14 protein-coding genes are annotated in these 15,894 nt (G+C 73.0%); 12 read left to right on the top strand and 2 right to left on the bottom strand.

Annotation, left to right across the window (positions count from 1 at the left end; genetic code table 11):
- Nucleotides 1–39 precede the first annotated feature (39 nt).
- The 10 genes from ACIRJR_RS05710 (at nt 40) to ACIRJR_RS05755 (ending at nt 11,248) form a co-directional block, all read left to right on the top strand.
- Nucleotides 40–846 carry a TIGR03084 family metal-binding protein gene (locus ACIRJR_RS05710; protein ID WP_403774346.1) on the top strand — a complete coding sequence of 269 codons (807 nt, stop codon included), beginning with the start codon at nt 40–42 and terminating at the stop codon, nt 844–846.
- Nucleotides 843–2,552, top strand: a complete 1,710-nt coding sequence (locus ACIRJR_RS05715; RefSeq protein WP_403774349.1) for an acyclic terpene utilization AtuA family protein — start codon at nt 843–845, stop codon at nt 2,550–2,552. Before ACIRJR_RS05710 ends, ACIRJR_RS05715 begins: the two co-directional genes overlap by 4 nt.
- Nucleotides 2,549–4,144: an acyl-CoA carboxylase subunit beta gene (locus tag ACIRJR_RS05720; RefSeq protein ID WP_403774352.1), complete on the top strand. Its 1,596-nt coding sequence runs from the start codon at nt 2,549–2,551 to the stop codon at nt 4,142–4,144. Before ACIRJR_RS05715 ends, ACIRJR_RS05720 begins: the two co-directional genes overlap by 4 nt.
- 8 nt (nt 4,145–4,152) lie before the next feature.
- Nucleotides 4,153–6,147, top strand: coding sequence for an acetyl/propionyl/methylcrotonyl-CoA carboxylase subunit alpha (locus ACIRJR_RS05725; protein WP_403774355.1), 1,995 nt, complete (start codon nt 4,153–4,155; stop codon nt 6,145–6,147).
- Entirely contained in the window at nt 6,144–7,310 is a 1,167-nt protein-coding gene (locus ACIRJR_RS05730) for an acyl-CoA dehydrogenase family protein (RefSeq protein WP_403774358.1), read from the top strand. Before ACIRJR_RS05725 ends, ACIRJR_RS05730 begins: the two co-directional genes overlap by 4 nt.
- Nucleotides 7,311–7,392: 82 nt before the next feature.
- Nucleotides 7,393–8,970, top strand: coding sequence for a 4-coumarate--CoA ligase family protein (locus ACIRJR_RS05735; RefSeq protein WP_403774361.1), 1,578 nt, complete (start codon nt 7,393–7,395; stop codon nt 8,968–8,970).
- Nucleotides 8,967–9,701 carry an enoyl-CoA hydratase family protein gene (locus ACIRJR_RS05740; protein WP_403774364.1) on the top strand — a complete coding sequence of 245 codons (735 nt, stop codon included), beginning with the start codon at nt 8,967–8,969 and terminating at the stop codon, nt 9,699–9,701. Before ACIRJR_RS05735 ends, ACIRJR_RS05740 begins: the two co-directional genes overlap by 4 nt.
- Nucleotides 9,689–10,291 carry a TetR/AcrR family transcriptional regulator gene (locus ACIRJR_RS05745; RefSeq protein ID WP_403774367.1) on the top strand — a complete coding sequence of 201 codons (603 nt, stop codon included), beginning with the start codon at nt 9,689–9,691 and terminating at the stop codon, nt 10,289–10,291. Before ACIRJR_RS05740 ends, ACIRJR_RS05745 begins: the two co-directional genes overlap by 13 nt.
- A 160-nt stretch (nt 10,292–10,451) precedes the next feature.
- Nucleotides 10,452–10,898, top strand: coding sequence for an SRPBCC domain-containing protein (locus tag ACIRJR_RS05750; RefSeq protein ID WP_403774370.1), 447 nt, complete (start codon nt 10,452–10,454; stop codon nt 10,896–10,898).
- Entirely contained in the window at nt 10,895–11,248 is a 354-nt protein-coding gene (locus tag ACIRJR_RS05755) for an ArsR/SmtB family transcription factor (protein ID WP_403774373.1), read from the top strand. Before ACIRJR_RS05750 ends, ACIRJR_RS05755 begins: the two co-directional genes overlap by 4 nt.
- Nucleotides 11,249–11,274: 26 nt before the next feature.
- Here ACIRJR_RS05755 and ACIRJR_RS05760 read toward each other — a convergent pair whose 3' ends face one another.
- On the bottom strand, nt 11,275–12,384 hold the full coding sequence (locus ACIRJR_RS05760) for a citrate synthase 2 (RefSeq protein WP_403774376.1): 1,110 nt from the start codon (nt 12,382–12,384) through the stop codon (nt 11,275–11,277).
- Between the two features lie 257 nt (nt 12,385–12,641).
- On the opposite strand from ACIRJR_RS05760, the gene pdxH reads away from it, so the two are divergent.
- Together pdxH and ACIRJR_RS05770 are read left to right on the top strand one after the other, a co-directional pair.
- Nucleotides 12,642–13,274, top strand: coding sequence for a pyridoxamine 5'-phosphate oxidase (pdxH, locus tag ACIRJR_RS05765; RefSeq protein WP_403774379.1), 633 nt, complete (start codon nt 12,642–12,644; stop codon nt 13,272–13,274).
- A gap of 383 nt (nt 13,275–13,657) precedes the next feature.
- Nucleotides 13,658–15,046, top strand: coding sequence for a PAS domain-containing protein (locus tag ACIRJR_RS05770; protein ID WP_403774382.1), 1,389 nt, complete (start codon nt 13,658–13,660; stop codon nt 15,044–15,046).
- A 23-nt stretch (nt 15,047–15,069) separates the two neighbouring features.
- Here the strand turns inward: ACIRJR_RS05770 and ACIRJR_RS05775 are convergent, their stop codons facing one another.
- Nucleotides 15,070–15,825: an SIS domain-containing protein gene (locus ACIRJR_RS05775; RefSeq protein WP_403774385.1), complete on the bottom strand. Its 756-nt coding sequence runs from the start codon at nt 15,823–15,825 to the stop codon at nt 15,070–15,072.
- Nucleotides 15,826–15,894 lie beyond the last annotated feature (69 nt).

Genomic DNA, 15,894 nt, shown 5'->3' on the forward strand with positions numbered 1-15,894 from the left:
GCTCCGGGGCACACCGCCACGCCCCGAGGGGAGCGCACCGTGCCCGACGCATCGGCCGTGACCGCCGCCGTGCTCGACGACCTGCGTGAGGAGAGCGACGAACTCGACCTGCTGGTAGCCGGGTTGAGTGCGCAGGAGTGGACCACGCCGACCCCCGCCCCTGGGTGGACCGTCGCCCACCAGGTCGCCCACCTCAACTGGACCGACGAGGTGGCCCTGGTCGCCGCCACCGAGCCCGACGCCTTCGCCGCAGAGGTCGACAGAGCCCTGGCCGACCCCGAGGCGTTCGTCGACGAGGCGGCCGAGGAGGCCGTCACGGCCCTGACGCCCCAGGCGCTGCTCGTGGAGTGGCGGGCCGGACGGGCCAGGTTGCAGGAGGCCCTGCGTGCGGCGCCCGCGGGGACGAAGCTTCCCTGGTACGGGCCGCCCATGAGCGTCGCCTCCATGGCGACCGCCAGGCTCATGGAGACCTGGGCGCACGGCCAGGACGTCGCCGACGCGCTCGGCGTGACCAGGAAGCCCACCGCACGGCTGCGGCACGTCGCCAGGATCGGCGTACGGGCCCGGGACTACGCCTACCTCGTCCGGGGGCTGCAACCGCCCGCCGAGCAGTTCAGGGTAGAACTGCGCTCCGACGACGGCGTGTTGACCGTGTACGGCCCCGAGGACGCCGCGCAGCGGGTCACCGGGCCGCTCCTCGACTTCTGCCTGCTCGTCACCCAGCGCGCCCACCGCGACGACCTCGCCGTCGAGGCGGTGGGCGAGGACGCCGGGCGGTGGCTGGACATCGCGCAGGCCTTCGCCGGCCCCGCCGGACCCGGGCGCCCCCCGAAGGCGGACCGATGACCCGGCCGCTGCGCATCGGCAACGCCTCCGGCTTCTACGGCGACCGCTTCGACGCCGTGCGCGAGATGCTCACCGACGGCCCGCTGGACGTCCTCACCGGGGACTACCTCGCCGAGCTCACCATGCTCATCCTGGGCCGGAGCCGGCTCAAGGACCCGAAGGGCGGATACGCCACGACGTTCCTGCGCCAGCTGGAGGAGAACCTCGGACTCGCCCACGAGAAGGGCGTGAAGATCGTCGCCAACGCCGGCGGGCTGAATCCGGCGGGCCTCGCCGACGCCGTACGGGAACTGGCGGACCGGACGGGCGTGCCCGTGCGCGTCGCACACGTCGAGGGCGACAGCCGCCCCGTGCCGGACGGCCACCTCACCGCCAACGCCTACCTCGGCGGCGCGGGCATCGCCGCCTGCCTGCGGGCGGGGGCCGACATCGTCGTCACCGGCCGGGTCACCGACGCCGCCCTCGTCACCGGGCCCGCGGCCGCCCACTTCGGGTGGGGGCCGGGCGACCACGACGCCCTCGCCGGGGCGGTCGTCGCCGGGCACGTCCTGGAGTGCGGGACGCAGGCCACCGGCGGCAACTACGCCTTCTTCGGCGACCACGACGTCCGCCGCCCCGGCTTCCCGCTCGCCGAGATCCACGAGGACGGCAGCAGCGTCATCACCAAGCACCCCGGCACCGGCGGAGTCGTCGACACCGGTACCGTCACCGCGCAACTGCTGTACGAGACCGGCGGCGCCCGCTACGCAGGGCCCGACGTCACCGCCCGGCTCGACACCGTGACCCTGGCACCGGACGGGCCCGACCGGGTGCGGATCAGCGGTGTACGCGGCGAGGCCCCGCCCCCCACGCTGAAGGTCGGGCTCAACCGGCTCGGCGGCTGGCGCAACGAGGTCGTGTTCGTGCTCACCGGCCTCGACGTCGAGGACAAGGCCCGGCTCGTCCGGGACCAGTTCGCCGACGCCCTCGGCCGGGCGGGCTCGAAGCCGGAAGAGGTGCGGTGGGAGCTCGCCCGCACCGACCGGGCCGACGCGGACACCGAGGAGACCGCGAGCGCGCTGCTCCGGCTCGTCGTACGCGATCCCGACCCGGAGGCGGTCGGACGCGCCGTGTCCGGGGCGGCCGTCGAGCTGGCCCTCGGCAGCTACCCGGGCTTCCACGTGACCGCGCCGCCCGGGAAGGGCGCGCCGTACGGCGTGTTCGAGGCCGCGTACGTGCCGGCCGGCGAGGTCGACCATGTCGCCGTGCTGCCCGACGGGTCGCGGGAGAGCGTCCCGGCAGCCGGACCGTACGCGGAACTCGCCGAGGTGGCGGAGCCGGAGCCGCCCGGTCCGCCGCCCGCCGGACCCACCCGGACCGTGCCCCTCGGACGCGTCGCGGGCGCCCGCAGCGGGGACAAGGGCGGGGACGCCAACGTCGGCGTATGGGTCCGCTCCGACGACGCCTGGCGGTGGCTGGTCCACGAACTGACCGTCGCCCGCTTCGGGGAACTGCTGCCGGAGACCGCCGGACTCACCGTCGTACGCCATGTCCTGCCCCGTCTGAGGGCCCTCAACTTCGTCGTCCACGGCCTCCTGGGAGACGGCGTAGCCGCGCAGGCGCGCTTCGATCCGCAGGCCAAGGCGGTGGGGGAGTGGCTGCGCTCCCGCCACGTGCCCGTACCCCTGCACCTGCTCGACGAGGACGAACCGGAGGTGCGCGCATGACCGTCCTGCCCACCGCGCTCGACACCGCGGCCCCCGAATACGCCGCCCACCGCGAGGCCATGCTCGCGAAGCTCGCCGAACTGGACACCGAGCACGCCAAGGCCCTGGCGGGCGGCGGCGAGAAGTACGTGGCCCGGCACCGCGGGCGCGGCAAGCTCCTCGCCCGCGAGCGGATCGAGCTGCTCGTCGACCCGGACACCCCGTTCCTCGAACTGTCCCCGCTCGCCGCCTGGGGAAGCGACTACACGACCGGCGCCTCCCTGGTCACCGGGATCGGGGTGATCGAGGGTGTCGAATGCCTGATCACCGCCAACGACCCGACGGTGCGCGGTGGCGCCTCCAACCCCTGGACCCTGAAGAAGGCCCTGCGGGCCAACGAGATCGCCTTCGCCAACCGGCTGCCCTGTGTCTCCCTGGTGGAGTCCGGCGGCGCCGACCTGCCCTCGCAGAAGGAGATCTTCATCCCCGGCGGGGCGCTCTTCCGGGACCTGACGCGGCTGTCCGCCGCCGGAATCCCCACCGTCGCCGTGGTGTTCGGCAACTCCACCGCCGGAGGCGCGTACGTCCCCGGCATGTCCGACCACACGGTCATGATCAAGGAGCGGTCCAAGGTCTTCCTCGGCGGCCCGCCCCTGGTGAAGATGGCCACCGGCGAGGAGAGCGACGACGAGTCGCTCGGCGGCGCCGAGATGCACGCCCGCACCTCCGGACTCGCCGACCACTACGCCGTGGACGAGCACGACGCGCTGCGCCAGGCCCGCCGGATCGTCGCCCGTCTCAACTGGCGCAAGGCGCACTCCGACCCGGGCCCCGCCGAGCCCCCGAAGTACGACGAGGACGAGCTGGCCGGGATCGTGCCCGGTGACCTCAAGGTCCCCTTCGATCCCCGCGAGGTCATCGCCCGGCTCGTCGACGGCTCGGACTTCGACGCCTTCAAGCCGCTCTACGGGACCAGCCTGGTCACCGGCTGGGCGCGTCTGCACGGCTATCCCGTCGGCATCCTCGCCAACGCGCAGGGCGTGCTGTTCAGCGAGGAGTCGCAGAAGGCCGCGCAGTTCATCCAGCTGGCCAACCAGCGCGACATCCCGCTGCTCTTCCTGCACAACACCACCGGCTACATGGTCGGCAGGGAGTACGAGCAGGGCGGCATCATCAAGCACGGCGCGATGATGATCAACGCGGTGTCGAACTCCCGGGTCCCGCACCTGTCCGTCCTGATGGGCGCCTCCTACGGAGCCGGCCACTACGGCATGTGCGGCAGGGCCTACGACCCCCGCTTCCTCTTCGCGTGGCCCAGCAGCAAGTCCGCCGTCATGGGACCCCAGCAGCTCGCGGGCGTCCTCTCGATCGTCGCCCGCGCCTCCTCCGCGGCCAAGGGCCTGCCCTACGACGACGAGGCCGACGCCGGGCTGCGCGCCATGGTGGAACAGCAGATCGAGTCCGAGTCGCTGCCGATGTTCCTCTCCGGGCGGCTCTACGACGACGGGGTCATCGACCCGCGCGACACCAGGACCGTCCTCGGGATGTGCCTGTCCGCGATCCACACGGCACCGGTCGAAGGCGCGCGCGGCTTCGGCGTCTTCCGGATGTGAGGCACAGGATGATCACCGCACTGCTGGTCGCCAACCGGGGCGAGATCGCCTGCCGGATCTTCCGCACCTGCCGCGAGCTGGGCATCTCCACCGTCGCCGTGTACTCCGACGCGGACGCCGGCGCCCTGCACGTACGGGAGGCCGACACCGCCGTACGCCTCCCGGGGGCCGCCCCCTCCGACACGTATCTGCGCGGCGACCTCGTCGTCGCAGCAGCGCTCGCCGCGGGCGCCGACGCCGTGCACCCGGGGTACGGCTTCCTCTCCGAGAACGCGGGATTCGCCAGGGCCGTGCAGGACGCGGGCCTCGTCTGGGTGGGCCCGCCGGTCAAGGCCGTCGAGCTGATGGCGTCCAAGACCCGGGCCAAGGAGCTGATGGCCGCCGCCGGGGTGCCGCTGCTCGCCCCCGTCTCCCCGGCTGCCGCCACCGACGCCGATCTGCCGCTGCTGCTGAAGGCGGCTGCGGGCGGCGGGGGGCGGGGGATGCGGATCGTGCGCGAACTGAGCGAGCTGCCGACGGAGTTGACTGCCGCCCGTGCCGAGGCGCTGTCCGCGTTCGGCGACGGGGAGGTGTTCGCCGAGCCGTACGTGGAGCGCGGCCGGCACGTCGAGGTGCAGATCATGGCCGACGCGCACGACGGGGTCTGGGCGCTCGGTACCCGTGACTGCTCGCTCCAGCGCCGTCACCAGAAGGTCATCGAGGAGGCCCCCGCCCCCGGCCTGGACGACGCGTTGCGCGAGCGGCTGCACGAGGCCGCCGTCGCCGCCGCCCGCGCCGTGGACTACCGGGGCGCCGGGACCGTCGAATTCCTGGTCGCCGACGGCCGCCCGTACTTCCTGGAGATGAACACCCGCCTCCAGGTCGAACACCCGGTGACCGAGGCGGTGTTCGGGCTCGATCTCGTCGCGCTCCAGCTCCGGATCGCCGAGGGGGACCCGCTGCCCTCCACCGAACCACCGCAGCCGACGGGCCACGCCGTCGAGGCCCGGCTCTACGCCGAGGACCCGGCGCGTGACTGGCAGCCGCAGACCGGAGCACTGCTCACGCTCGACATGCCGGACGAACCCGGGCTGCGTCTGGACACCGGCTACACCGGCGGCGACACCATCGGCGTGCACTACGACCCGATGCTCGCCAAGGTCATCGCCCACGCCCCCACCCGCACCGAGGCCGTCCGCCTTCTCGCCCGCGCCCTGGAACGTGCCCGCATCCACGGCCCGGTCACCAACCGCGAGCTGCTCGTCCGCTCCCTGCGCCACCCGGACTTCCTGGCGGCCCGCCTGGACACGGGCTTCTACGAACGCCACCTGGCGGCCCTGACCTCCGCGCTCGACGAGGTGTCCGTACGGCAGGCCGCGACCGCCGCCGCCGTCGTCGAGGCGGCCCGCAACGCCACGCTCAACGTCCGGGGGTTCATGCGCTTCGGCGCCTGGCGCAACCTCCCCTCGCAGCCTCAGCTCCGGCGCTACCGCGCCGAACCGGACGGAGGGACGTACGAGATCACCTACCACCCCACCCGCGACGGCCTGGCCGTCGGCACGGAGGGCGTCCGTGTCGTCTCCGGCGGACGCGTCCGCGCCACCCTCGACATCGGCGGCGTGACCAGCCACTTCGACGTCCACGTCCACGGCGACCGGGTGTACGTGGACACCACCTCCGGCGGGTACACCTTCACCGCCCTGCCCCGCTTCACCGACCCCGCCGAACGCACCGAACCCGGCTCCCTGCTCGCCCCCATGCCGGGCACCGTCGTCCGCCTCGCCGAGGGCCTCGCGCCGGGCGCCGCGGTCGAGGCGGGGCAGCCGCTGATCTGGCTGGAGGCGATGAAGATGGAACACCGCATCCTCGCCCCCGCCTCCGGCACCCTCACCGCACTCCACGCCGCCCCCGGACTCCAGGTCGAGGTCGGCGCTCTGCTCGCCGTCGTACAGGACGCGTCCCCGCACGCACCCGCGCCCGCATCCCCGCACGCACCCGCGCACCAGGAGGAGACGACCCCATGAGCACCGTCCTCGAAACCGAAGAGCACCAGGCCCTCCGCGCGGCCGTCGCCGCCCTCGGCAAGCGGTTCGGCCGCGACTACACCATGGGCCTGGCCCGTAAGGGCGAGCACCCCCGCGAACTGTGGGAGGAGGCCGGCAAGCTCGGCTACCTGGGCGTCAACCTCCCCGAGGAGTACGGCGGCGGGGGCGGCGGCATGGCCGAGCTCTCCATCGTCCTGGAGGAGCTCGGAGCGGCCGGCAGCCCCCTCCTCATGCTGGTCGTCTCACCCGCGATCTGCGGCACGGTCATCGCCCGCTTCGGTACCGAGGACCAGAAGCGGGCCTGGCTCCCCGGGCTCTCCGACGGCTCCCTGACCATGTCCTTCGGGATCACCGAGCCCGACGCCGGATCGAACTCCCACCGCATCACCACCACCGCCCGCCGGGACGGCGAGGAGTGGGTCCTCACCGGCCGCAAGGTCTTCATCTCCGGTGTGGACATCTCCGACGCCACCCTGATCGTCGGCCGGACCGAGGACGCGAGGTCGGGCAGGCTCAAGCCCTGCCTCTTCATCGTCCCCCGCGACGCCCCGGGGTTCACACGCACCCGGATCGACATGGAACTCCAGGCCGCGGAGAAGCAGTTCGAGCTGGTCCTCGACGACGTACGCCTGCCCTCCGGCGCACTCGTCGGCGAGGAGGCGGACACCGGACTGCTCCAGCTCTTCGCCGGGCTGAACCCGGAACGCGTCATGGGCGCCGCCTTCTCCATCGGCATGGGCCGCTACGCCCTCGAACGGGCCGTGGACTACGCGAAGACCCGCACCGTCTGGAAGGGCGCGCCCATCGGCGCCCACCAGGCCATAGCCCATCCGCTCGCCCAGGCGCACATCGAGCTGGAGCTCGCCCGGCTGATGATGCAGAAGGCCGCGAGGCTCGTCGACGACGGCGACGACGTCGGCGCGGGCGAGGCCGCCAACATGGCGAAGTACGCCGCCGCCGAAGCCTGCGTCAGGGCCGTCGACCAGGCCGTCCACACGCTCGGCGGCAACGGCCTGACCCGCGAGTACGGGCTCGCCTCTCTCATCACGGCGGCGCGCGTCTCCCGCATCGCGCCCGTCAGCCGGGAAATGATCCTGAACTACGTCTCCCACCAGACCCTGGGCCTGCCGAAGTCGTACTGACACGTCCGGTCATGTCCCAGGTCTCCCCAACCGCCCCCGCAGGGGCGATTCTGGCTCTCCACCCGCGTCGAAGGGGACCGCCATGGTGTTCCACAGCGAGTACGCAGACGTTCCGCCCCTCGAATCACCCATCCACGAAGCCGTCCTCGGCAGGGCCGCGGACTTCGGTGACACCCCCGCCCTGATCGACGGGACCGACGGGACGACCCTCACGTACGGCCAGCTCGACACCTTCCACCGGCGCATCGCCGCGCACCTCGCCGCGGCCGGCCTGCGCAAGGGCGACGTCCTCGCCCTGCACAGCCCCAACACGATCGCCTACCCGCCCGTCTTCTACGGGGCGACCCGGGCGGGCGCCACCGTCACCACGATCCACCCGCTCTCCACCCCCGAGGAGTTCGCCAAGCAGCTGGGGGACTCCGGCGCCCGCTGGATCGTCACGGTGTCCCCCCTCCTCGACGTCGCCCGCCGGGCCGCCGAACTCGCGGGCGGCATCGAGGAGATCTACGTCTGCGACCAGGCCGAGGGCCACACCTCCGTACTCGACATGCTGGGCTCCACCGCCCCCGAACCCGAGATCACCTTCGACCCGGCCGAGGACGTCGCCGTACTCCCGTACTCCTCGGGCACCACCGGCTCGCCCAAGGGCGTCATGCTCACCCACCGCTCCATCGCCACCAACCTGGAGCAGCTGCGGCCCTTCGTCCCGCTCGGTGAGCGGGACCGGATCCTGGCAGTTCTCCCCTTCTTCCATATCTACGGGCTCACTGCCCTCATGAACGGCCCGCTCCGCTACGGCGCCACGGTCGTCGTCCTGCCCCGCTTCGACCTCGCGCAGTTCCTGGAGACGATCCAGACCCACCGCATCACCGGTCTCTACGTAGCCCCGCCCATCGTGCTGGCCCTCGCCAAGCACCCGCTCGTCGGCGACTACGACCTCTCCTCGCTGGAGTACATCGTCAGCGCCGCCGCCCCCCTGGACGCCGAACTCGCCGCGGCGTGCTCCACCCGGCTCGGCGTACCCGCCGTACGGCAGGCCTACGGCATGACCGAACTCTCGCCCGGCACCCACGTCGTCCCCCTCGACGCGGAGAACCCGCCGCCCGGCGCCGTGGGGAAGCTGCTGCCCGGCACGGAGATGCGGATCGTCTCGCTCACGGACCCCGGCATCGACGTCGGCACCGGCACCGACGGCGAGATCCTCATCCGCGGCCCCCAGGTGATGAAGGGCTACCTCGGCCGCCCCGACGCCACCGCCGCCATGATCGACGAGGACGGCTGGCTGCACACCGGGGACGTCGGCCGGGTCGACAGGGGCGGCTGGCTGTTCGTCGTCGACCGGGTCAAGGAACTCATCAAGTACAAGGGCTACCAGGTCGCCCCCGCCGATCTGGAGGCCCTGCTCCTCACCCACCCCTCGATCGCCGACGCCGCCGTCATCGGGGTCCACGACACCGACGGCAACGAGGTCCCCAAGGCCTACCTGGTCCGCCAGGCGGGCGCGGAGGACCTCACGGAGGAGGACGTCATCGCCTACGTCGCCGACCGGGTCTCCCCGTACAAGAAGGTCAGACAGGCCGAGTTCATCGAGGCGGTCCCCCGCGCGGTGTCCGGCAAGATCCTGCGGCGCGAGCTGCGCGACAGGGAGAAGCCGCGATGACCCTGGCACCCCCCGCCCACGACCGGGGGATCACCACCCTCACCCTCGACTCCCCGGCCAACCGCAACGCGCTCTCGGCCCGGCTCGTCGGGGAGCTGACCGAGGCGCTGGCCGGGTGTGCGGGCGACGACTCCGTCCGGGCCGTGGTCCTCACCCACACCGGCACCACCTTCTGCGCGGGCGCCGACCTGACCGCACCGCCCGAACCGGCCTCGTTCGTCGCACTGATGCGGGCGATCGTCGCGCTGCCCAAACCCGTGGTCGCCCGCGTCACCGGACACGTCCGGGCCGGCGGGCTCGGCCTCCTGGGGGCCTGCGACGTCTCGGCGGCCGGACCGGACGCCACCTTCGCCCTCACCGAGTCCCGCCTCGGCCTCGCCCCCGCCGTCATCTCCCTGCCCCTGCTGCCCCGCCTCGACCCACGCGCCGCCGCCCGCTACTACCTCACGGGCGAACGCTTCGACGGACCGGAGGCCGCCCGCATCGGCCTCGTGAGCATCGCCGCCGAGGATGTGGACAAGGCGCTCGTACCGGTACTCGACGGACTGCGGCGGGCGTCCCCGCAGGGGCTGGCCGCATCGAAGGGGCTGGTCACGGCTACTGTGCTGCGGAGTTTCGACAGCCACGCCGAAGACGTCATCGCCCGTTCCTCAGCGCTCTTCGCCTCCGACGAAGCACGGGAGGGGATGACGGCCTTCCTGGAACGACGGGATCCCGCATGGGTGCTGTGACACCCCCCAGAACCCCCGCCGCGAAGTCCCCCAAGCAGGACCGCAGCCGCGCCACCCGCCAACGGCTGCTCGAAGCCGCGGTCGCCTGCCTCGCCGAACACGGCTGGGCGGGCTCCACGGTCTCGGTCGTGGCCGAACGCGCCGGGGTCTCCCGGGGCGCGGCACAGCACCACTTCCCCACCCGCGAGGACCTGTTCACCGGCGCCGTCGAATACGTCGCCGAGGAACGCTCGGCCGCCCTGCGCGCCCTGCCCGTCCAGGGCCGCACGGAGGTCGTCGGCGCGCTCGTCGACCTCTACACCGGCCCGCTCTTCCGGGCCGCGCTCCAGCTCTGGGTCGCGGCCTCGAACGAGGAGCAGCTCCGGCCCCGGGTCACCGAACTGGAGGCCCGCGTCGGCCGGGAGACCCACCGCATCGCCGTCGGCCTCCTCGGCGCCGACGAGACCCGCCCCGGGGTCCGCGAGACGGTGCAGGGCCTCCTCGACATGGCCCGTGGCCTCGGCCTCGCCAACCTGCTGACGGACGACGCGGCGCGACGGCGCCGCGTCGTCACGCAGTGGGCGGCCCTGCTCGACGACGCGCTGGGCTGATCCCGCCCGGACTCGACGGCGTGCTGGGCCGATCCCGCCTGACCCGACGACACGAGGGGCCGATCGGCCCGGAATCGCGCAACCGAAAGGTTGCTCCTGACTTCCGAACGTGCAACCCTGTAGTTGCACGCAGTCGATGGCGGAAGCAGAGGAGCTTGTCGTGAGCGAGGACCGGATCGAGCGCGAGACCCTGATCGCGGCGTCCCCGGAGCGGGTCTGGTCACTGGTGACCCAGCCCGGCTTCTGGGTGGCCGAGGAGGCGAGCCTGACCGGCACGGTGGCGGAGGAGGGCGCGACGACCGTGGCGAAGAACGCCGAGTACGGCGACTTCCCGGTGTACGTGGAGAAGGTCGAGCCCGTGACGTACGTGGCCTACCGCTGGGCCAGCGCCTTCCCCGGCGAGGGGCTGGCCGGGGGCAACAGCACCCTCGTGGAGTTCACCCTCACGCCGGAGGGCGACTCCACCAGGCTCCGCGTGGTCGAGAGCGGATTCGCCGCCCTGGCCGGGTCCGAGGAGCTCCGCGCCAAGGCGCACGAGGACAACACCGGTGGCTGGCCGCAGGTGCTGGACGCGTTGAAGGCGCGGGCCGAACGGCAGGCGGCGTGACCGCAGGACCCGGAGGAGCGGCCGAGGACGTCGAAGGTGTCCTCGGCGCGCTCGCGGACCCCATGCGGCGCCGCATACTCGACCTGCTCGCCGCGCGGGGGGAGGCGACCGCCACGACCCTCGCCGAAGCGCTGCCCGTCTCACGCCAGGCGGTGGTCAAGCACCTCACCGTCCTGGACGCCGCCGGACTGGCGGCGGGCCGCCGGGAGGGACGCGAGGTCCGGTACACCGTGCGGCCCTCCGCGCTGGACGCGACGGCCCGCTGGATGTCCGCCCTGGCCGGCGAATGGGACAGGCGCCTCGACCGCGTCAAGCGGCTCGCCGAGCGGGCGGAGCGGGACGCGACCTGAGGCGCGCCCCGCGGGCCGGCCCTCCGTCAGTTCCCCAGGTCCGCCAGGTGCTCGTAACCCGGGATCTCGCGGGGGTCGCGCGTGCCCGGGCCGACGTACGTCGCCGAGGGGCGCACCAGGCGGCCGGTGCGCTTCTGCTCCAGGATGTGCGCCGACCAGCCGGCCGTGCGGGCGCAGCTGAACATCGACGTGAACATGTGCGCCGGGACCTCCGCGAAGTCCAGCACGATCGCCGCCCAGAACTCGACGTTCGTCGCGAGGACACGGTCCGGGCGGCGGGCGTGGAGCTCCTCCAGGGCGGCCTTCTCCAGTGCCTCCGCCACCTCGAAGCGCGGGGCGGCCAGCTCACGGGCCGTACGGCGCAGGACGCGGGCGCGGGGGTCCTCGGCGCGGTAGACGCGGTGGCCGAAGCCCATCAGGCGCTCGCCCTTGTCCAGGGCCTGCTTCACGTACGCCGTGGCGTCGCCGGTCCGCTCGATCTCCTCGATCATGCCGAGGACACGGGACGGCGCGCCGCCGTGCAGGGGGCCCGACATGGCGCCCACCGCGCCGGAGAGGGCGGCCGAGACGTCGGCGCCGGTCGAGGCGATGACGCGGGCGGTGAACGTCGATGCGTTCATCCCGTGCTCGGCGGCCGACGTCCAGTAGGCGTCGACGGCCTTGACGTGCTTCGGGTCGGGCTCGCCGCGCCAGCGGATCATGAACCGCTCCACCACGGACCCGGCCTTGTCGATCTCGTTCTGCGGGACCATCGGAAGCCCCTGGCCGCGGGCGGACTGGGCGACGTACGAGAGGGCCATGACGGCGGCGCGGGCGAGGTCGTCGCGGGCCTGCTCGGCGTCGATGTCGAGCAGCGGCTTCAGGCCCCACACCGGGGCGAGCATCGCGAGCGCGGACTGGACGTCGACACGGATGTCGCCGGAGTGCACGGGGATCGGGAAGGGTTCGGCGGGCGGCAGACCGGGATTGAACGCCCCGTCCACCAGCAGACCCCAGACGTTGCCGAACGACACATGGCCGACGAGGTCCTCGATGTCGACGCCGCGGTAACGGAGCGAGCCGCCTTCCTTGTCGGGCTCGGCGATCTCCGTCTCGAACGCGACGACTCCTTCAAGTCCGGGTACGAAGTCGGACATCGGGCGGCTCCCTCGACTCGGCGGCTGTATGGCGGCCACGGAGGCCGCTTCACGATACTGGCGGGTTACCTCGACGCGGGGAAGGGTGACGTCCGGCACAGGCCCGGCCCGCGGACCCGGCGGTCGAGCCCCTTCCCGCAGGGAACACGGCCCGCTGCGGCAGGATGGCCCCCGTGCCCACAGCAGATGCCACTCCGTCTTCCGCTTCCGCCTCCTCCCGCGCTCCGTCATCCGATTGCACCACCGATCCGGCCGCGATGCGCGAGCAGTACCGGTCCGAGGACTTCACCGAGCAGGATCTCGCAGCCGACCCCATGGACCAGTTCGCCCACTGGTTCCGCCAGGTCGCGGGGGGCGGAGCCCTCCACGAGCCGAACGCGATGGTGGTCTCGACGGCCGACTCCCGGGGACGCCCGTCCTCGCGCACGGTGCTGCTGAAGCACTACGGTGCCCGCGGCTTCGTGTTCTTCACCAACTACGGCTCCCGCAAGGGCCGTGAGCTGGCCTCGAACCCGTACGTCTCACTGCTCTTCCCCTGGCACCCGCTGGCCCGCCAGGTCATCGTCACCGGCACCGCGGCGCGTGTCGGGCGGGAGGAGACGGTCGCGTACTTCCGCACCCGTCCGCACGGCTCCCAGCTGGGTGCCTGGGCGAGCGAGCAGTCGACGGTGATCGGTTCGCGCCGGGAGCTGGTCGACCGCTACGAGGAGCTGGCCGCCCGCTACCCGGAGGGTGAGAAGGTCCCGGCCCCGCCGCAGTGGGGCGGCTTCCTGGTCGTGCCGGACGCGATCGAGTTCTGGCAGGGCCACGAGAACCGGCTCCACGACCGGCTGCGGTACGTCCGGGACGCCCCGGACACCGCGTGGCGTGTCGAGCGGCTCTGCCCGTGAGCCACGGGCCCGGACACGCGGAAACCCGCAGGCTCTGGGTCCTCCTCGCGGAGGAGCCGGCCGGACTTACCGGCGAGCCTGCGGGTCGGTGACTGCTTGGGTTTCGGCAGACAGCCTGCCGAGGTGCACGGTGTGCGACGACGGGCTGTCAGCCCGCAGCCACCTCACGAATCCGATAAGACTGCACTTTTCGGATCACCTCCTTTCAGCGTGTGCCCACAGCCTAGGAACACTCCCCGAGGCCGCACAAGCGAATTACCGGGACCACCGGTGGACAGCGGATTTCCGGGAAGTGGCTGTGTGGTGGCTCACGTTCGAGTTCAATGGTCTGACGTGCGGCAATGCGGAACGCGAAGCGGAACACGCCCTGCGGGAGGTACGGAGTGAGTGCTTCCAGGAGCACCGGGACCACCGACGCGATCGGCCCCGACGAGGACCCGGAGCCGGCCCCGCCGACGGCGGCGATCCCGGGTTCCCGGCTCCTCGCCGCGCTGCTCGACGGAATGGACGCCGCGCTCTGCGCCTTCGACGCGCACGGCACCATCACCCACTGGAACCGCGAGGCCGAACGGATCCTCGGCTGGACCGCCGAGGAGGCCGTCGGACGGCGCGGCTTCGCGGGGTGGGCCGTACGGAGCGCGGACGCGGGGGACGTGCAGGGGCGGCTGCTGGCCGTCATGGACGCGCCGGGGCGGCAGGTCCACGAGTTCGCCCTGCTGCGCAAGGACGGCGGACGCGTCCTCGTGCGGACCCAGTCGTCGGGGGTCCGGGGCGAGGACGGGAAGCCCGCCGGGGTGTACTGCGCGTTCAGCGAGGTGCACGCGCAGATCGACCTGGAGCGGTCCATCGCGCTCAGCGAGGCGCTGTTCGAGGAGGCTTCCTGGGGTGTGGTCGCCGTCGACGTCGACCTGCGCCCGACCGTGGTCAACGCGTACGCCGCCCGTGCGCTCGGCGGCGGGCGCACCACGCTGCTGGGGCGTCCGCTCGGAGAGCTGATCGTGCAGGGCGTCGAGGACCTGGAGGGCGCGCTGCAGCACGTCCTCGCCGAGGGCCCCCCGCCCGCACCGGCCGAGCTGTGGGTGACCCTGCGGACCAGCGAGGGGGACCGGCGGCGCTGCTGGCGCAGCGGCTTCCTGCGGCTGGCCTCGCCGCTGGCGGAGGAACCGGTTCCGCTCGGGGTCGGGTGGCTGTTCCGGGACGTCACGGCGGCGAAGCTCGCTGAGCAGGACGCGGACCGGGTGCGGTTCCGTGCGAACCAGCTGCACCGGGCGGCCCGTCAGGCGGCGGAGTGCGAGGACCCGATGGAAGCGGCGACCACGTCGCTGGACTACGCCCTGGCGGGGTTCGCCGACCATGTGGTGGTGGACCTGCTGGCGGATCTCGCGGCGGGGGAGCGGCTCGTGCGGGCCGCGGCCACACCGTCCGACGCGCCGGGCCCCTGCCTGCCGGTCTCCGGCGGACCGCTCCCGGTCCGGTACGCGCCGAAGCACCCGGCACTCCAGGCGGTGGAGCGTGCGGGGTCGGTCCGAGCCGCCGCCCCGGCCGGGTCCGGCGAGGCGTGGGCGGTGGAGCACCAGTGGCCCGGCGACTCCGTGCACGCCCTGTGCGCGGTGCTGCGGAGCCGGGGACGGACCCTGGGCGTGGTGACGTTCCTGCGAGCGGCGAACCGCAGCGCGTTCGAACGCCCTGACGTGGTGTACGCGGAGAGCGTGGCGGTCCGGGTCGCCGCGGCGGTGGACCTGGCCAGGCTGGCCGGCGGGGCGGGGGCCTGAGCGGGCCCGGGTCCCCGGAGGTCTCAGTGCCGGTAGAAGATCCGGTCGCCGTACTCCCGCATCACACGCCCGTTCCACTCGTGGCCGCCGTCGACGTTGCCCGAGCGCAGCAGCGGCGGTTCGATCCCCCGGGCGACCAGTTCCTCCGCGGCGGTGGCCATCACGGCCTGCATGAGCGCGCTGGTGACGACCGTCGAGGCGGGCGCGAACGGCGCTTCCACGCCCTCCGCGGTCAGCTCCGCGTCCCCGATCGCGATCTTGCTGTCGAGGACGATGTCGCAGTGGTCCCGCAGGAAGCCGCCCGAGGCGTGCCGGGATTTGGTGCCCGTCGTGTACGCGACCGAGGTCACCCCGACCACCGTCAGCCCGAGCGCCCGGGCGTTCTGCGCCATCTCGACGGGCAGCGCGTTGCGCCCGGACAGGGAGATGATCACCAGGAGGTCGCCCGACGTGGCCGGGCTGGAGTCGAGGACGGCACTCGCGAGGCCGTCCACCCGCTCCAGCGCGGAGCCGAGCGTGGCCGGCATGACGTCGACGCCGACGGTGCCGGGCACGGTGAGCAGGTTCATCAGGGCGAGTCCGCCCGCCCGGTAGACGACGTCCTGCGCGGCGAGCGAGGAGTGCCCGGCGCCGAAGGCGAAGAGCCGGCCGCCCGAGGCGACCGTGTCGGCGATCGCGGCTCCGGCGGCCGCGACGGCTCCGGCCTCCTCGTCACGCACCCGCTCCAGCAGGCCGATCGCTGCGTCGAAGAACTGACCGGCGAGCTTGCTGTCGCTCATCGAGGAGGCCTTTCCTGCGGGGTGGGGGTCCGTGCGGTGCCCGTGTCGCGGATCACGTTGCGGTCTGGA

Origin of the sequence: Streptomyces sp. NPDC102402, assembly GCF_044765765.1 — a bacterium.
Lineage (GTDB): Bacteria > Actinomycetota > Actinomycetes > Streptomycetales > Streptomycetaceae > Streptomyces.